15 protein-coding genes are annotated in these 16,914 nt (G+C 57.9%); 2 read left to right on the forward strand and 13 right to left on the reverse strand.

Annotation, left to right across the window (positions count from 1 at the left end):
- Nucleotides 1–4: 4 nt before the first annotated feature.
- The 12 genes from CEPID_RS10140 to purD form a co-directional block, all read right to left on the reverse strand.
- On the reverse strand, nucleotides 5–493 hold the full coding sequence (locus tag CEPID_RS10140) for a glutathione peroxidase (RefSeq protein ID WP_047240859.1): 489 nt from the start codon (nucleotides 491–493) through the stop codon (nucleotides 5–7).
- Nucleotides 494–510: 17 nt separating this feature from the next.
- On the reverse strand, nucleotides 511–1,188 hold the full coding sequence (locus CEPID_RS10145; protein WP_047240860.1) for a DUF2334 domain-containing protein: 678 nt from the start codon (nucleotides 1,186–1,188) through the stop codon (nucleotides 511–513).
- Between the two features lie 183 nt (nucleotides 1,189–1,371).
- A complete protein-coding gene (locus CEPID_RS10150; RefSeq protein WP_047240861.1) occupies nucleotides 1,372–2,814 on the reverse strand; it encodes a cation:dicarboxylate symporter family transporter in 1,443 nt (480 codons plus the stop codon).
- A 386-nt stretch (nucleotides 2,815–3,200) separates the two neighbouring features.
- Entirely contained in the window at nucleotides 3,201–5,300 is a 2,100-nt protein-coding gene (locus CEPID_RS10155; protein WP_047241507.1) for a S9 family peptidase, read from the reverse strand.
- 30 nt (nucleotides 5,301–5,330) lie between these two features.
- Nucleotides 5,331–6,089 (reverse strand): ABC transporter ATP-binding protein, encoded by a 759-nt coding sequence (locus tag CEPID_RS10160; protein WP_236684236.1) that lies wholly within the window; start codon nucleotides 6,087–6,089, stop codon nucleotides 5,331–5,333.
- Nucleotides 6,086–7,219, reverse strand: coding sequence for a FecCD family ABC transporter permease (locus CEPID_RS10165; RefSeq protein ID WP_083984448.1), 1,134 nt, complete (start codon nucleotides 7,217–7,219; stop codon nucleotides 6,086–6,088). The genes CEPID_RS10160 and CEPID_RS10165 overlap by 4 nt, the downstream gene beginning before the upstream one ends.
- 30 nt (nucleotides 7,220–7,249) lie before the next feature.
- On the reverse strand, nucleotides 7,250–8,449 hold the full coding sequence (locus CEPID_RS10170) for an ABC transporter substrate-binding protein (RefSeq protein ID WP_052843523.1): 1,200 nt from the start codon (nucleotides 8,447–8,449) through the stop codon (nucleotides 7,250–7,252).
- A gap of 166 nt (nucleotides 8,450–8,615) precedes the next feature.
- A complete protein-coding gene (locus CEPID_RS10175) occupies nucleotides 8,616–9,509 on the reverse strand; it encodes a phosphoribosylaminoimidazolesuccinocarboxamide synthase (protein WP_047240863.1) in 894 nt (297 codons plus the stop codon).
- A gap of 155 nt (nucleotides 9,510–9,664) precedes the next feature.
- Nucleotides 9,665–11,095 (reverse strand): adenylosuccinate lyase, encoded by a 1,431-nt coding sequence (gene purB / locus CEPID_RS10180; protein WP_047240864.1) that lies wholly within the window; start codon nucleotides 11,093–11,095, stop codon nucleotides 9,665–9,667.
- Between the two features lie 23 nt (nucleotides 11,096–11,118).
- Nucleotides 11,119–11,712, reverse strand: coding sequence for a potassium channel family protein (locus tag CEPID_RS10185; RefSeq protein ID WP_236684333.1), 594 nt, complete (start codon nucleotides 11,710–11,712; stop codon nucleotides 11,119–11,121).
- 58 nt (nucleotides 11,713–11,770) lie between these two features.
- Nucleotides 11,771–13,126 (reverse strand): TrkH family potassium uptake protein, encoded by a 1,356-nt coding sequence (locus CEPID_RS10190; protein ID WP_236684237.1) that lies wholly within the window; start codon nucleotides 13,124–13,126, stop codon nucleotides 11,771–11,773.
- A gap of 45 nt (nucleotides 13,127–13,171) precedes the next feature.
- The gene (gene purD / locus CEPID_RS10195; RefSeq protein WP_047241511.1) at nucleotides 13,172–14,431 is read right to left on the reverse strand and encodes a phosphoribosylamine--glycine ligase; all 1,260 of its coding nucleotides are present in this window, start codon (nucleotides 14,429–14,431) and stop codon (nucleotides 13,172–13,174) included.
- A 51-nt stretch (nucleotides 14,432–14,482) separates the two neighbouring features.
- Here purD and CEPID_RS10200 point away from each other — a divergent pair, with 51 nt between their 5' ends.
- Both CEPID_RS10200 and CEPID_RS10205 read left to right on the forward strand, forming a co-directional pair.
- A complete protein-coding gene (locus CEPID_RS10200; protein WP_047240866.1) occupies nucleotides 14,483–14,899 on the forward strand; it encodes an HIT family protein in 417 nt (138 codons plus the stop codon).
- Between the two features lie 88 nt (nucleotides 14,900–14,987).
- Nucleotides 14,988–15,473 (forward strand): alpha/beta fold hydrolase, encoded by a 486-nt coding sequence (locus tag CEPID_RS10205; RefSeq protein ID WP_158408043.1) that lies wholly within the window; start codon nucleotides 14,988–14,990, stop codon nucleotides 15,471–15,473.
- 22 nt (nucleotides 15,474–15,495) lie between these two features.
- Here CEPID_RS10205 and CEPID_RS10210 read toward each other — a convergent pair whose 3' ends face one another.
- Complete coding sequence (locus CEPID_RS10210; protein WP_236684334.1) at nucleotides 15,496–16,908, reverse strand: sensor histidine kinase; 1,413 nt, start codon at nucleotides 16,906–16,908, stop codon at nucleotides 15,496–15,498.
- Between the last annotated feature and the right edge of the window lie 6 nt (nucleotides 16,909–16,914).

The raw sequence follows: 16,914 nt of genomic DNA on the forward strand, positions 1-16,914 counted from the left end.
CGAACTAGATCGGCAGATGTTCTTCGAGTAGGTCGATAATCGCGTCGTCGTCTGGCTCGGTGCGGGGGCGGAAACGACCAAGTACTTCGCCAGTCGGGCTGACAAGGAATTTCTCAAAATTCCACTGCACGTCACCAGCTTCGCCGTCCGGGTCGCTCGACTGAGTGAGGAATTGGTACAGAGGGTGCGCGTTCGGGCCGTTCACGTCAGCTTTAGTCAGCATCGGGAAATCTACCGAGAACCGAGTAGAACAAAACTGCGCGATGTCTGCATCTGTACCCGGCTCCTGCGCACCGAACTGGTTGCAGGGCATGCCAATAACGAAGAAGCCTCGGGGGGCATAGTCGTCGAAAAGCTGCTGCAGTTGTTCGTATTGGCCGGTGAGCCCGCATTCCGACGCAGTGTTGACGATGAGCAAGACATGGCCTGCCCAGTCGGCCATCGTGGTGTCTCGGCCGTCGATGGTGGTCACGGGAATGTCAAAGAAGTTCATGTGACCATGATAGTGAGCTACAGAAAAGCCCGGTAGTCTTTCGGTTCGGCGCCGACTTCCAAGGCACGATCGACAGCTTTCTTGAAGTCGGCGACCGTCTTTTTGTCTTCGAGGTTTCGTGCGGAAACCGACAAGCGGACCACGCGCCCGCGGGCAGCATTGCGCTCCACCGCCTTGATGATATTGCGTCGCCACCACTTGGCCGCACCATAGCCCTCGCCAAACGACAAGTTACGTGTTTGGGTAAAAGCTCCCGTGCGCAGGTTATATACGCCTCGCGTTGAAGATGCCAGCACAAAATTGAACTCCGGCAAGACTTCCAATGTTCCAGCGGACAACTGCCACCGTGGAGGCGCGAACAGATCGGTGTCAAACCCCAATTTGTGCATCTGTCGAGTGGCTCCAGTTAGCCTCAGCCTAGCCTCATGAGCCTCCAAGGTCGCAAACTCTGCGCGCCGGCCCTTCACTGGTTGATCGAAGCCATTCAAAATGATTGCGCGCCCAGCTGCGCGCTGCTCGCCCAACCACGCAGAAGTTTCGGCGTCCTTTGCCAAATGCCAGTTACCATCGATATGGGGTGCGACCAGCAAAGAACTGGGGACCTCAAGGCTGTCGAGGTGGTTGATTAGGGAGATGGCGTCACTGCGGGTGGCGTCGAAAATGCTAGAAATTGAGACCAAAAGTGTGCCACGCATGCGCGCAATTATCCCACGGATTGCCGGCTTTGTCTTGGTAAAGCTTCAGCTTCGGCCGGCTGAGCCTCGTGCCTTAGCAGAAATGCGTGGCCATCAAAAACGGCGAATGCCTTTCAACTTGTCCAGAATTTGCAAAACTGGTCAAAGTGAAAGGCAATCCGGCGAGGTGTAAAGCCAAAACTCTTAGTGCTTGTAATTATCCAAATCCACTTGAGGGGTCGGCTGCATGTTGAGGTGCGGCGCGTTTTCGACCTCTGGGTTACGGAAATCGACATGAGTGTCTTCTGGAATGGCAACGTAAGGAATCTTGCCGTCGAGTACATCCCGCACACGCTGCTTATCGATGGTGTGCGTCCAGGTGCCCACGAGCAGAGTTGCGACGGAGTTGCCAGCGAAGTTGGTCAAGGCGCGAGCTTCGGACATGAGACGGTCGATACCGACGATAACGCCGACGCCGTCGAGAAGCTCTGGGCGGTGCGCTTGCAGGCCACCAGCGAGGGTCGCGAGGCCAGCACCGGTAACACCGGCGGCACCTTTGGAGGCGATGATCATGAAGACCAGGAGGCCGATCTGCTCGGAGATGGACATTGGCTTGTTCATCGCGTCGGCGATAAAGATCGAGGCCATGGTCAGGTAGATTGCGGTGCCGTCCAGGTTGAAGGAGTAACCGGTCGGAACGACGATACCGACAGTCGCTTTATCTACACCAACGTGTTCCATCTTGCGCATCAAGTTTGGCAGGGCCGATTCGGAAGAGGAAGTCGCCACGATCAGCAGGAATTCCCGAGCCAGGTACTTGCAAAGCTTGAAGATGTTGAAACCAGTGAAGATCTTCAAGATCAGGCCGAGCACCACGAAGATGAAGATGATACACGTGATGTAGAAGGCGATCATCAGGATCGCGAGCTGCTTTACAGCTTCGATACCAGAGCCACCAACGACAGCTGCGATTGCACCGAAAGCACCGATTGGGGCCAGCCAAAGCACCATAGTCAGGATCTTGAAGACAATCTTTTGCAGGTGTGCCACGAAGCTCAAGATTGGCTCGCCACCGCGACCCATCGACTGCACTGCAAAACCGAACAGCAGCGCGATGAAAAGAGTCTGCAGCACAGAACCGTGCGTGAACGCCGAGAACATGGTCTCCGGGACGATCGACTTGATGAAGTCAACCGTTCCGCCAGCCCCCTCCGCGGTCTTGGCATACTTAGCGCCGGCAGCCTTGTTAGCTTCGATATTCAAGCCCTCACCAGGCTGAATAAGGTTGCCCACCACGAGGCCGATTGCGAGCGCAAAGGTCGACATCACAATGAAGTAGGCCAGCGCAATGCCACCGGCCTTACCGACGGATGCTGCTGCGCGCACCGAGCCGATACCCAGCACAATCGTGCAGAAAATCACTGGGGAAATCATCATTTTGATGAGGGCGACAAAGATCTCGCCCAGCGGTTTCATCGCCTTGGCGTGGTCGGGGTCGAGAAGGCCGAAAGCGATGCCGCCTACGATGGCCAGGATGACCATGATGTATAGCCAGTGCGTCCGGTCTTTCTTGGGTTTGCCGGAATCGGCAATGCGAGGGCTTGCAGCGACTGCGCTGCCGGCACCTGGGGTGGTCTCTGATGACATGTGTTGTGTGGTCTTTCTAAGAAAAAGACCGCTCAAGGTGAGCGGTCAAAGTTAAATGTTCGCACTCTAGGTGACGCACATTGACAAGCAGTTGTGAACGCCACAAAACAAGTTGGCGCAGTGTAGCCTGCAGCACATCTATCCCGCTGGGGAACTTTAGCGGTCGATTAGCATAGATTCAATTGCTACGTTGAGGTAATCAGCAGTGACACACCCCCGTTCCCAACATGCCTATCAGATCACATGTTGATTCCGGAGACTTTTCCGCAGGGCAGTTAGTCCAACATCTTCGATGAGGGCAGCACGGTGAGTAAATCTTTCACTTTGTGAAACCAGACACATCGATAATGGGTGGGGTCAAAGTCACCCCCACCCTCCCTCATTCTTTAAGCAAGCATCCCCGCCGCCTTGTTTAGCGACCAAGCCAACTCAAAGGCGGATTGACGCCAGCGCTCGTACCGCCCGGACACGCCCCCGTGGCCCGCGGCCATTTCGGTCTTCAACAAGAATTCGCCACCTGTTGCTACGTCGCGAAGCCGGGCAATCCACTTGGCAGGTTCGACATACAACACCCGGGTGTCATTGAGAGAGGTCACGGCAAGGATATCCGGGTAGCGCTTGGCAGACACGTTCTCGTAGGGCGCGTAGGAAGCCATGTAGTCATAGACCTCCGGGTCGTGGAAAGGGTCGCCCCATTCATCCCATTCCACAACCGTCAGCGGAAGTTCAGGCATGAGCATCGAGGTCAACGGGTCCACGAACGGGACCTTTGCATTGATGCCTACGAACCGATCCCCGCCCATGTTCGCTACCGCGCCCATCAGCAAGCCACCCGCCGAACCGCCCTCGGCCACCATCATCTCCGGAGTGGTGACCTTGGTATCAATCAGGTGGTCAGCCACAGCGATGAAGTCAGTAAACGTATTCTTCTTTGACAGCAATTTTCCGTTGTCGTACCACAGTCGCCCCATCTCTCCCCCGCCACGCACGTGGGCGACAGCGAAAATCACGCCACGGTCATAAGCAGAAACCCACAAATTGGAAAAGCTCGGGTCGAAGCTCGATTCGTACGAACCATATCCGTAAAGAATCACCGGTTGAGGCTGCGATAGGTCGAGGTCAGCACGGTGAACGAGGGAGATTGGAATACGAGTACCGTCTTCAGCTCGGGCCCACTCGCGACGCGCCACATAGTCGGAGGCTTGGTAGCCACCCAGAACTTCCTGTTGCTTGAGCAGTGTGCGATCCCCCGTGGCCACGTCAAGGAGGTTCACGCTGCCCGGTTCGGTGAAGCTCGAGTAGGAGTAGCGGTAGACCGGAGTATCCCACTCCGGATTGCCGCCACCGCCCACCGAATAGAGTTCTTCCGAAAACTCCATTTCCACGAACGAACCAAGTCCGTTGGCCAGCGACATCAACGCTAACCGGCCAATTCCGCCTCGGCGATAACCCAAGACCAAGTGCCCGGCGAACGGGTCGATCCCTTCGATTCGGACATCCGCGCGGTGCGGAACCAGCACTTGCAACTCGGCCAAAGAGTCAAATGCCCCAACTTCCGCGATACCCACCTCAAAGTTCGGGCCGGTGGCGTTGTGCGTGACCAACCAATGGTCCTTGCCGTCGATGACCGCATGGTCCACGTCGTACTCCACGCCATCCTGGCGGGGCAACAGACAGACAAACTCCCCGGTCGGGTCATCGAGCGGTAGTACCCAGGTTTCTGAAGTGATCTTCGAACCGACGGCAATCATCAGGTACTTTTCTGAGCGAGTGGTACCCACACCTACCCAGAAGTGCTCGTCAGGCTCGTGGAAGACCAAGACGTCTTCGTCGACAGGCGTGCCTACCTTGTGGCGCCACACGGAATCGGGGCGCCAGGCGTCGTCGACACGCTGGTAGAACACATAATCCTCGCCTGCCCACGTAGCTCCGTAAGAGATTCCCTCGATGATGTCCGGCAGGACTTCGCCGGAACGCAAGTCTTTGATCCGCAGGGTGAAACGCTCATCGCCGGCGGTGTCCACCGAGTAGGCAAGCAAATTGCCGGACAACGTCACCGTCGACGCTCCGAGGGAAAAGAAGTCGTGGCCGGCCGCCATTTCGTTGACATCCAGTAGCACCTCTTCACCCTCTGGAGCCTGCTCCTCGATCACCGGCGGAATCCAAGCATCGTCGCCTTCCCTAACGGGGAGTCTGCAAGACGTCCCGTAGGACTTTCCTTCCTCGGTGCGGGAGTAGTACCAGTAATTGCCCTGACGTACCGGCACAGACATGTCCGTTTCCTTGATACGCCCCTTCAATTCCTGGAAGATGTTCTCGCTCAAGGTGCTCAGCTGGGCTGTCTGCTCAGCCGTGTAGGCATTTTCTGCTTCGAGGTATTCCCGTACCTCCGGTGCTTCCTTTTCCCGAAGCCACTCGTAGTTGTCAACGAATTCCCGGCCATGAAAACTGCGGGTAACGGGGCGTTTGTCAGCGATTGGATACATGGCACCCCATGCTACCCGCTCATTCACCCACTACCCCACCGCGCAAATCACCGGCACTCCCTGGTGGTCGATAATCTCGGCCCGCACCCCGTAGACTTCGCGCAAAAGCTCAGCGGTCAGTACATCTTCAGGGCGTCCCTGGGCTCGCACCTCGCCCGCCTGGATTACCACTAACTCATCGCAGAACCGCGCCGCGAGGTTTATGTCATGGATAGCTACTACCGCCACTGCATCGGTATCGCGCACCCGACGTCGAATCTCGCTGAGCACAAACAGTTGGCGCTGCAAGTCGAGGGCGGAGGTCGGTTCGTCGAGAAGCAACACCGCAGGGTCCGTGACCAGCATCTGCGCGAGCGCGACCATTTGCTGTTGCCCGCCGGAGAGCTCGCTGAGGTAGGTGCCGGCGAGGTGGGCGATGTCGAGCTGGGTCATGATCTCCGCAGCCCGCAGCCTGGCCTGAGCGGCGCCTTGTCGACGACGCCCTGCGACCACGATCGTCTCGAAGGAGGTCAGCGCCGCAGATTTCGGTAGGTCTTGCGGTACGTACCCGATCGCTTCACGGGCCTGCTTCGGTGCTAACTCGTGATTGTCGACAGTCAGCGTCAGCCGGCCAGCGGCGGGTTTGGAAACCCCCGCAATTGCTTGCAAGAGGCTAGATTTGCCGGCCGCATTCGGCCCCAACAATCCCACCACTTGGCCACCCACCATGCGCTGCAGGCTCAAGTCCGCAATAACCGTGCGATTGCCATAAGCTACCCGAAAATTGTCGACTTCTAGGGAAATTGTCACCACAACACCCGCTTCTTGGACAAGACAATGGCAACAAAACATGGCACGCCGACCAGCGCAGTAATAATTCCGATGGGAATGGCAACGCCTGGCACCACGATCAAACTCAACGCATGAGCTCCACACATCAACGCAGCACCGGCCGCCATTGAGGCCGGAAGAAAGAATCGCTGCTCCTCGCCCACCAACATCCGCGCGATATGCGGCCCCACGAGTCCAACAAAACCGATAATTCCGCAAAATGCCACTGCCGTCGCGGACAGCAGGGAAACAACCGCTAGCACGGTCACCCGAAGTACCGTGACATTAACTCCCATGGCAAGGGCGCGTTCGTCGCCCAGACGCAGTGCCGTGAGCTGCCAAGACAGCAACCACAGGACTGGCAGAGCCACCGCTAGCGCTCCTGCGATCACCGCGTTGCCAAGCCAGCTAGCGCGGGTAAGCGAACCCATGGTCCAAAACACGATTCGCTGCAGCGCCTCGGCCGAGGAACGATACTGCATCAGCGCCAGCATCGCTTGGAATAAAAACACCAGACCAATACCCAGCAAAATCATGGTCTCAGCTGTCGCGCCCTTATAGAGAGCTGCGAGGATAATAACGCTGGTAGCCACCATGGCCGCCAGCCAGGCCAGCAAGGCTAGGTTGAGCTGCGGAACCGATAGTGGCGCAATCCCAAACACGATTCCCGCTGCCCCGCCGAAGGCAGCCGCCGCGGAAATACCCAGCGTAAACGGTTCTGCCAGTGGATTCCCCAGAATGGTCTGCATCTGCGCGCCAGCCACCGACAGGGAAATTCCGACCAGCAGCGCCATCACGGACATGGGCAGGCGCAGTTTCCACAAGACGGTGAATTCAGTGCTATCCAACGAAGACGGGTTAGCGATTCCTAGCACCACCTGACGGATCGATAGATTAATGGGACCGACAACCGTGCTCGCGAAGAAGGCCACGAGCGCCACAGCCGTCAGGCCAACGATGATTGCTAATCGACGTCGTACCGTACGCTGATTAGTTTCGAGCAAAGTCCGCACCACGCTCGCTTCTGCTGCGCCTGTGGGGGTAGTGGCCTGCTCTGCGTTTTCCGGTGAGCTTGTGCGCGTTCTTGACGAAGTTACTGTCGCTGTCATGTGAGACTCACTATTGCCTATACCTTGGGATTACTGCGGGTTCGCCAGATCTGCCGGGTTCGCCGGGTTCGTCACAAAAAAGACTCCGCTGGCATCAAACGGGAAGTACTTCTTGTGGACGTCCTCCCAGTGCTTCTCAGTGTCTACATCTACAAAAAGCTCGGGATGCAGCCACCTCGCGATGAATTCCACGGCCATGAAATTCATCGGCGAGTCGTAGAACTGGTGCCAAATAGCTGCCGAATGGCCATTGCTCAATGCCGACACTTTGTCCATCCCGGCCACCTGGGTGAGGTCACGCAAGGTTTGCTGCGCCTTCGCAGGCTCCGAGGTGTACCCCAGCGTCACATGCGATACTTTTTGTTCGCCTTTGGGAGCCCACGAGCCACCTGTCACCAGGATGTGCTCTGGCTGCTCGGCAATCAGCTTCTCTGGTGTGACCGAGCCAAATTCGGTGTCAAGAATGCTGTCGCCGAGATTTTGGCCACCGGCCGCATTGACGAACTCGCCGATGTTGCCATCTTTGACTGAGCCACAGCAATCGAAATAGCCGCCGGCGCGCCAAACAAATGTCTCCTTCTTATTCGCCTTGGCGACTCGTTCTTTCACCCGAGTGACCGATTCCGTCCATTCGGTATTGAACGCGTCCGCAGCTGCCTGCTTTCCCATGATCTTGCCAAACACGGTCATGGATGTCGTGGTGTTCGTCATTGGATGCTGACGGAAGTCGGTGACCACATACTTCAGCCCAGCTTGATCAAGCTTGTCCAGCAGGCCTGTGTCGCGCGCGCCCGCATAGTGATCGGCTGTCATCGTGATCACGTCCGGCTGATATGCCAACAGCGTCTCCACGTTGACATCGTTCTTGGCCAGGCTGCCAATCTCCGGAATATCGCGCACCTCCGGATGCGTCTGAAGCAGTCGGTCCCGGAAGGAAGGCGCCCCGGACTGCAAATCGCTGCCCATGGCCACGACATTTCGGGTGGGCTGCTCACGATCGAGTATTGACGTCGCAAACACGCTACGTCCCTCGCCGAGAATAATGCGTTCCGGCTGCTTATCGAACGTCACGGTGCGCCCCATCACATCCGTCACGCTTATCGACGCCTGGCTGTCCCGCCCCGGGTTTGTCCCAGCCTTATCGCCATTCCCGGCTACCCCACATGCGGTAGCAAGGCTCGCCAGGGAGCAAGCAGACGCCACAGCGGCGATCTTCTTCCATTTGGTCACGGAAAGTCCTTTCGGAGTTGAAGAACAAAACACCGCAACTATAGTTAGGCTAACCTTAGTTAGGCAACCCTTAAATGGAAATGGGAATAAAAATCCGCGCCCGGTTGACAGCACCCATCCGGGGTGCCTTACTCAGCTCGAGCGCGGAATATAGCGAATAACCAGCCTAAACGCAGCAACCAATCCAATCGGCAAACTTCTTGCCAGAAATTCGTTCGTATGCTTCCACGTAACGCTCGCGGGTTGCTTCCACCACAGAACCGGGAAGTGGTGGCGGTGGGGTCTGCGAGTTCTTGTCCCAGCCGGACTTGTTTCCGGTCAACCAGTTACGCACGTACTGCTTGTCAAAGCTTGGCTGCACTTTGCCTTCAGCATAGCCATCGGCGGGCCAGTAGCGGGAGGAATCTGGGGTCAGCACTTCGTCGGCAAGCACGAGATTGCCCTCCTCGTCGAGGCCGAACTCAAACTTGGTATCCGCCAAGATGATGCCCTTCTCAAGTGCCATATCTGCTGCCTGCTGGTAGATGCGCAGAGTAGCGTCGCGCAGCTCCTCCGCGCGCGCCTGTCCCAGCTTCTCCACCACTTTGTCAAAGCTCACGTTTTCGTCGTGATCACCAATTTCAGCCTTGGTAGCTGGCGTGAAAATCGGTTCAGGAAGCTTAGACGCCTCGCGCAGTCCTTCCGGCAATTCGATGCCGCATACTGTTCCCGACTGCTGGTACTCCGCCAATCCGGAACCAGTTAGGTAGCCTCGAGCCACGCATTCGAACGGCAGCATCTCGAGCTTCTTGCACACGATCGCACGCCCGAGAACTTCCTCCGGAATCCGAGGATCGTCGATTGGGCCAGCCAAGTGGTTCGGGAAATCGATACTGTCAAAGAAGTACATACTCATTGCGGTGAGCACCCGACCCTTGTCGGGGATTTCCGTATCCAGGATGTAGTCGTATGCCGAAATTCGATCGGAGACCAGCATCAATAGGGTCTTATCATCGATTTCGTAGATTTCGCGCACTTTGCCAGCCGAAAGGTGGTTGTACGAGGAAAGTTCAGGACGCATAGTGAAGCAGTTTAGCCCTGCCCCCTCGCAAATGCCATGTGGGAGCTGCCTCAAGCAAAAATGTGAGCAAAGAATCAACGTGCAAAACTTATCGACGCCCACTTCCCTGCCACTGCGGTGGGAGGGATCGGGCGTCGATAAGGCGCAGCGGCGACTTAGAGGATGTCTCCTGGGCGGTAATTCGCGGCCTCTGGGTAACGGTTAACCAGGTCCTGCACCCGGGCGAGCACCCGATCTACCTGGGACTCGGCAGCACCGATGAAGGCATGGCGGTCGGCCAGGGCTTCTTGCAGGTCAGATAGCGAGAGTGGCATGCGCTCGTCGGCGGCCAAGCGCTCGATCAAGTCCTGCGAGCCGCCGTTTTCACGCATGTTAAGCGCGACAGCAACCGCATTTTCCTTGATAATCTCGTGCGCTGTCTCACGGCCAACGCCTGCCCGGACCGCAGCCATCAAAATGCGGGTGGTAGCCAAGAACGGCAAGTAACGCTCGAGCTCGCGGTCGATCATCGCAGGGAAGGCACCAAACTCATCGAGCACGGTCAGGAAGGTCTCAAACATGCCGTCCAACGCGAAGAAGGCATCAGGCAAGGCCACGCGACGGACCACGGAACAGAACACGTCGCCTTCGTTCCACTGCTGTCCCGACAGGTCAGCAACCATCGTCAAGTAACCGCGCAGAATGACCTGGAAGCCACCCACCCGCTCACAGGAACGGGCATTCATCTTGTGCGGCATAGCCGAGGAACCGACCTGGCCCTCCTTGAAGCCCTCCGTCACGGTCTCGTTGCCCGCCATCAATCGGATGGTGTGCGCCAACGAGCTAGGCCCGGCACCGAGCTGCACCAGAGCCGAGACGGCGTCGAAATCCAGCGAACGTGGGTACACCTGCCCCACCGAGTCAAAAACCCGATGGAAGCCCAAATGGTCAGCGATAGAAGTTTCGAGCGAGGCCAACTTCGTTTCATTGCCACCCATGAGATCCAGCATGTCCTGCGCAGTGCCCATCGGACCCTTAATACCGCGCAGTGGGTAACGGTCAATCAAAGATTCCGTACGCTCAATGGCAACCAGTAACTCATCCGCCGCCGAGGCAAAGCGCTTCCCCAAAGTCGTGGCCTGAGCAGCGACGTTATGGGAACGGCCCGCCATCACCAAGGTCTGGTACTGCGCCGCACGCTCGCCAATGCGGGCAGCCACAGTGACGGCCTTGTTCCGCAGAATCGTCAGCGACTCATGAATCTGCAGCTGCTCGACGTTTTCCGTAAGGTCTCGAGAGGTCATCCCCTTGTGGATATGCTCGTGCCCAGCGAGAGCATTGAATTCCTCGATGCGAGCCTTCACATCGTGGCGGGTAACCTTTTCCCGAGCAGCAATCGAATCAACATCTACCTGGTCAATAACAGCCTCGTAAGCTGCAATTGCCTCCGCGGGAATATCTACCCCCAGATCCTTTTGCGCTTTCATGACCGCAATCCAGAGCTGGCGCTCCATCACGATCTTGGATTCAGCACTCCAAATGTTAGACAATTCCGCCGAGGCGTACCGGTTGGACAGGACGTTTGCAATCTTCTTCTTTTCAGCCACGTCCTCGAGTTTATGCCACGAATTTAGGATTCAGCGAACTTATCCAAATCCTTCACACGCCCCGCAGCAATAACGAGATCTCCGGACCGCAAAACATAGCCCGGCGCGGGGGTAGCAAAACGACCATCCGCACTGCGTACCGCCACAATATTGATGCCACGCGGGCACTGTTCAATCTTGCGGCCGTGCATGTCCACCGGCGGGGCCATCTTCGCCATGGCAAAGTCCCGGTCAAACTCGATGTATTCCTGCAAATGTCCAGCGATCAGGTGAGCAATGCGACGCCCGGTGTCCCGCTCCGGTCGCACTACATGGTGCACGCCGATCTGCGTCAAAATCTTCGCGTGTTGAGCGTTATCAGCCTTCGCCCACACACTTGGAACATCGAGGTCCATGACAGCAGAGGCGGTGAGCAGCGAAGCCCCCATGTCCGACCCGATACCGATGACCACACGCTGCGCATCCTGCACGCCGAGTTGCCGCAAGGCTTCCGCAGAGGTGGTTTCCGCGATTACCGCATGAGTGAGCAATGGTGCTGCCTTGGTCACCACGGCTTCGGAGACGTCGATGCCCAAAACCTCCACGCCGGAATGCACGAGCTCTTCGCCGAGGGCCATACCAAATCGGCCGAGTCCAATGATCACCACTGGCGGGGTGGACTTACGCGCAAATAATTTAGCCAATGAACGGCCTCTCTACTGGGAAGGAATACATTCTGCGGTTGTTTCGGGCGGCCAAAGCAGCCACCACGGTAATCGGCCCGACGCGACCGGCGTACATCAATGCTACGAGCCAGATCTGCGCCACGTCAGGTAACTGCGGGGTAATGCCGGTGGTCAATCCCACGGTAGCGAAGGCCGAAATTGTTTCGAAGACAATTTGGTGGGAGGAAAACTGCGGCATCAAAATTTGCAACCCCATTATGGACCCGACTACCAGCACAAACGCCATCATAAACACGGCCATTGCCTGTCGCACGGTGCGTCCAGGAATGCGGCGTCCTCCTACGAGCAGCTGTTCATCACCGCGGATCTCGGCCACCATTACGGCAACCAGCACCGCGGCCGTGGTGACCTTTACGCCACCTGCGGTACCACCTGATCCGCCGCCGAGGAGCATGAGGAAGTCTGTGAGCAGCAGCGACGACGAATGCAGATTGGACAGGTCAATGGAATTGAAGCCTGCGGTGCGCGTTGAAACCGAGTGGAAGAAAGCCGCCATCACCGCGGATCCTGGGCTGAGCTCCTTCAGCGCGCCATTCCATTCCATCACTCCGAAACCGACCGTACCTAGCACCAGCAGGAAGGTCGTGCCCCACAAGGTAAATCGCAGGGTCAGACTCGGCAGCGTCTTGTGTCCGGACCGCAGCCGGGCGGTCAGCTCTAGCAGAACCGGGAATCCTAAGCCACCAACGATGATGCCGAAAGCAATGGGCATGATGATTCCGGCGTCGTTGACAAAGGGCACCAGGTTCGTCGATTGGAGCCCGAACCCGGCGTTGTTGAAGGCTGACACCGCGTGGAAAACGCTCTGCCACACAGCCGGGCCGAAAGAATAGTCGTAGCTAAAAAAGAAGCGGAAGAAAAGCAGCAACGCAATAATCAGTTCGATGGCAAGGGAAAAACCCACCGTTCCCCAGATGATCGTGCGGATTTCTCCGAGATCACGGCCACGCTGTTCCGCGGCCGCCCGGAGACGTCCTTTTACGCCCATGCGACCCGCCAACACGAAGCTCACCACCGTGGCCAGTGTCATGATGCCCAAACCACCAATTTGGATCAGGATCAAAATGACTGCTTGGCCGAAATGGGACCAATAGGTGGCCGTGTCCACCACGTTCAAACCGGTCAGGCACACGGCTGACGTTGCGGTGAACAGCGCCGTGACAAACTCGGGGCTCTGCGGCCCACTTCGGGCAATGGGCAGCAGCAATAGCGAGGTGCCCAGCAAGATGAGCAACAAGAAACTGCCTGAGACCAGCTGGGCTGGGCTCAGGCCACGTTTCTGTTCCTCGGAAATTGAAGAATCCACGATTGGATACTCTATTCCGACCGCACCCTTATTACATAGGGGAGGCTAGATTTTTATGCGGCCTTCGACTGCGGGAAGGGCGATGTCGCTGCGGAAATGTGAGCCTGCCAGCGAGATTTCGTTGAGGGTCGCATAGGCTGCATCGCGCGCGTCGGCAAGCGTTTCGCCCGTGCCAATCACGTTGAGTACGCGTCCCCCGGAGGAAACCAAGGTGCCGTCGCGAAGCGAAGTGCCCGCGTGCAGCACGTTGTCATGGTCAGCGCCAGTGATCTCGCCCCCGGTGCGTGGATTCTCTGGGTAGCCTTCGGCGGCCAGCACTACGGTCAGCGCGTAGCCTGGTGCCCACTCGAGCGGTGGCTGATCAGCAAGCGTCCCGGTGGATGCGGCGTGAAGCAATTGCGCAAGAGGGGTTTTGAGCAGGGCCAACACGGCTTGGGTTTCTGGGTCGCCGAAACGGCAGTTGAACTCCACCACCGCGATGCCGTCCTTGCCCCAAGCCAAACCAGCATAAAGCAAGCCCTGGTAAGGGGTACCGCGCCGCACCATTTCCTTGGCTACGGGGACGCACACTTCGTCAACGATGCGCTGTACCCCGTCTTCTGGCAGCCATGGAAGTGGCGTGTACGCGCCCATTCCGCCGGTGTTGGGCCCCTCGTCGTTGTCACGCACGCGCTTGTGATCTTGGGCAGGCAGGAGCGGAACGACGGTCTCATGGTCTACCAGGCAGAACAGCGAAACTTCCGGGCCGTCGAGGTAGGACTCGAGCAGCACCGGATTGCCACCAGCGTGAACATCGTGAACATGGGCGAGAGCAGCCGCGCGGTCTTCGGTCACGACAACGCCTTTTCCTCCCGCGAGGCCGTCGTCCTTCACCACCCAGATTGGGCCGAAGCGATTGAGGGCAGCCTCGATATCTGCTTCGCTCGAGCCGACCGGCAGCATCTCCGCGTGGGCTGTTTTCACTCCTGCGGCTGCCATCACGTCTTTCGCGAACGCCTTCGATCCTTCAATCTGGGCGGCCGCCTTAGATGGACCAAAAACAGGGAAGCCCGCATCCCGAAGGGCATCAGATACGCCGGCGACTAGCGGGATTTCCGGGCCGATGACCACGAGGTCCGCCGCGACTTCTTGGGCGAGACGAACCATCGCCGCGGAATCGTCGACCTTGCCTTCGTGCAGGGTAGCAAGCTTTTCCATACCGGCATTACCTGGTACAACATGCAGCTCATCAACTACTGGATCTTTGGACATACCGAGCAAGAGGGCGTGTTCACGGGCGCCCGAACCGATCACCAAAATTCGCATGGCTTTCAGTTTAGCTGCCAGCGACACGGCACAGGCACTATCGTGGCTGTTATGAGCAGCGTATTTACTCGAATTATCAACGGTGAACTCCCTGGACGCTTTGTCTACCGAGATGAGCAAGTAGTGGCCTTTCTCACGATCGAACCGCTGGCCTACGGACACACCTTGGTCGTACCGGTTGAGGAAGTGGACAAGTGGACCGATCTCTCCCCGGAGCTGTGGGGGCACCTCAATGCCGTCGCCCAGCGGGTAGGTCAGGCAATCATCAGCGAGTTTGATTGCCAGCGCGCCGGCTACATCATCGCCGGGTTCGACGTCCCACACACCCACATCCACGTCTTCCCCACCAATCAGATGTCCGACTACGACTTCCGCAATGCCATGGCGATGGACGCTACCGACCCTACTGCCATGGATGAAGCCGCCGAAAAACTGCGCCGTGCACTGGACCAATCTCGTACCGCGTAGGGGGCAGTTCCCCAGCTCAAACGCTGGTGTTTCCCCTACTGCCCCACCGGTGCTCTTTCTCCATGGCACCCTGGGCTCGCCAGGCAACTTGGCAAGAAGTGCCCGGGCGGTACAGCTAGCTGGTCGACGCGCCGTCGCCTTGGAATATAACAACCGCGGCACTGGTGGTTTGGATCGCTCCATCGCGGAAGTTACCGAGTTTGCAGAGCGCTTTTCGACGCTCGATATCGTCGGCCATTCCATGGGCGGATTGGTGGGTCTCGGGGTGGCGCACAATCTTGGCTCTCGAGTTCGCACGTTGGTGGGAGTTGGGGCATGTTGGCGGGGCGTCCCCAACAGGGGTTGGAACCGCTACTCCGCGGTGCTAGGCCAAGGCTATCGAGACGCATTACTTCCCCGGGAACCAGTGTTGCCCACCTCGACTCGGGTGGTCTCGGTGGTCTCCGACGCCGACAAAACAGTGCCGGTTTCCTCAGCTAGCTTGGGAGAAGTCATCACCGTTCCCGGGGTACACCATGCGCATTTAGGCAATCAAGCGGAAGCCATAGTGCGCGCGCTGGGGCTGAGTTCCTAGCCCTTCCCCAGTGGCCGCGGCGCTAGCTGGATCTAGGTAGACACACCGTGAATGTGGTGCCTACTCCCAGCTCAGATTCAACGGTGACGCTTCCTTGGTGCTGTTCCACGAGTGACTTCACAATCGCCAGGCCCAGGCCCGAACCACCGGAGGCGCGCGAACGGGACGAATCGGCCCGGTAGAACCGTTCGAAGACGTGGCTAGCTACCTCTTCGGACATCCCGCACCCGTTATCGATGACATCGACACACACGCACGTTCCCTCAAGGCGGACCCGAACTGTCACATCTGCGCCACCATGCACCAACCCATTGTTGATCAGATTGGTAAATACCCGGTGAATCTTGAGTTGATCCCCCAACACGATGGGGACGTCGTCTGCATCATTGGTAACAGTGATCATCCGGTTCGGGTGCGCCGCACGCATCGACGACGCCACGTTCAGCACCAGCTCGAAGATGTCTACCTTTTCCCGTTTGGTAGGTGAACCTTCTGCTCGGGTCAACGAAAGTAGGTCTTCGACCAGGTAGCCCATACGCCCGGCCTCTTCGTTTACCTTTGCAAGCACTTTGTCTGCGTCGGGCATCGCCCCAGATTGATATAACTCTGTGTATCCCCGGAGTGAAGTTAATGGAGTGCGCAGCTCATGGGATGCGTCCCCCACGAAACGACGCATCTGCTCCTCTTTAGACCTCGATTCCTCAATGGAACGCTGTAGTTGGGACAACATGACGTTTAAGGCGACCGAGAGGCGTCCAACTTCAGTGGACGTCGGCAAGCTAGGCACACGCCGGTCCAGGTCGCCCGCGGCGATGGACGCAGCGGTCCGCTCGACGTCGCGAAGCGGGCGCAAAGCCTTACGCACACCCCAGAACGAAACCAAGCCGAGCAGGGACAGCACTATCAACCCGATGACGATCTGAGTGGCCATGAGCCGGTCGATGATGCGATCCTCGCGGCGTAGGTTGAGGGCCACAATGGTGCGGATGCCGTCTCGTTGTCGAGAAATCACTCGCCAGCGGGAATTGGAGTCGCCACCGGCGGCTGAGCCTACAGTGAAGAGCTGGTCGTCGTATTTCACTTCGGAGAGATTGGGGGCAGAGTCCGAGTCATTGAGAATTAGCCTGCTGCCATCCTGGAATATCTTTTGCACGTAGAAGTCGCTGGGGGGACGAGCCGTAGATGAGTCCGGGCGAAGGAAGTCATTGCGGGCCGCCCACCCCGTGGCTGCATTGGTGAGGTCTTGATCAACGCGGGACAAAGTGAACTCACGCATGATCCCATTGACCACTAGCGCACTAGCAGCAAGACCTGCGGCGGCGATGACCACCATCACCATCACGAGGAGACTACGTAGTGGAATTTCTTCCAGTACGCTCAGCCTCCGAGGTTCCTCCGGCTCGAAGTTGGGAGCCGAGGGCACCTGCGGATCCATGCTATT

The organism is Corynebacterium epidermidicanis, assembly GCF_001021025.1.
Taxonomy (GTDB): domain Bacteria; phylum Actinomycetota; class Actinomycetes; order Mycobacteriales; family Mycobacteriaceae; genus Corynebacterium; species Corynebacterium epidermidicanis.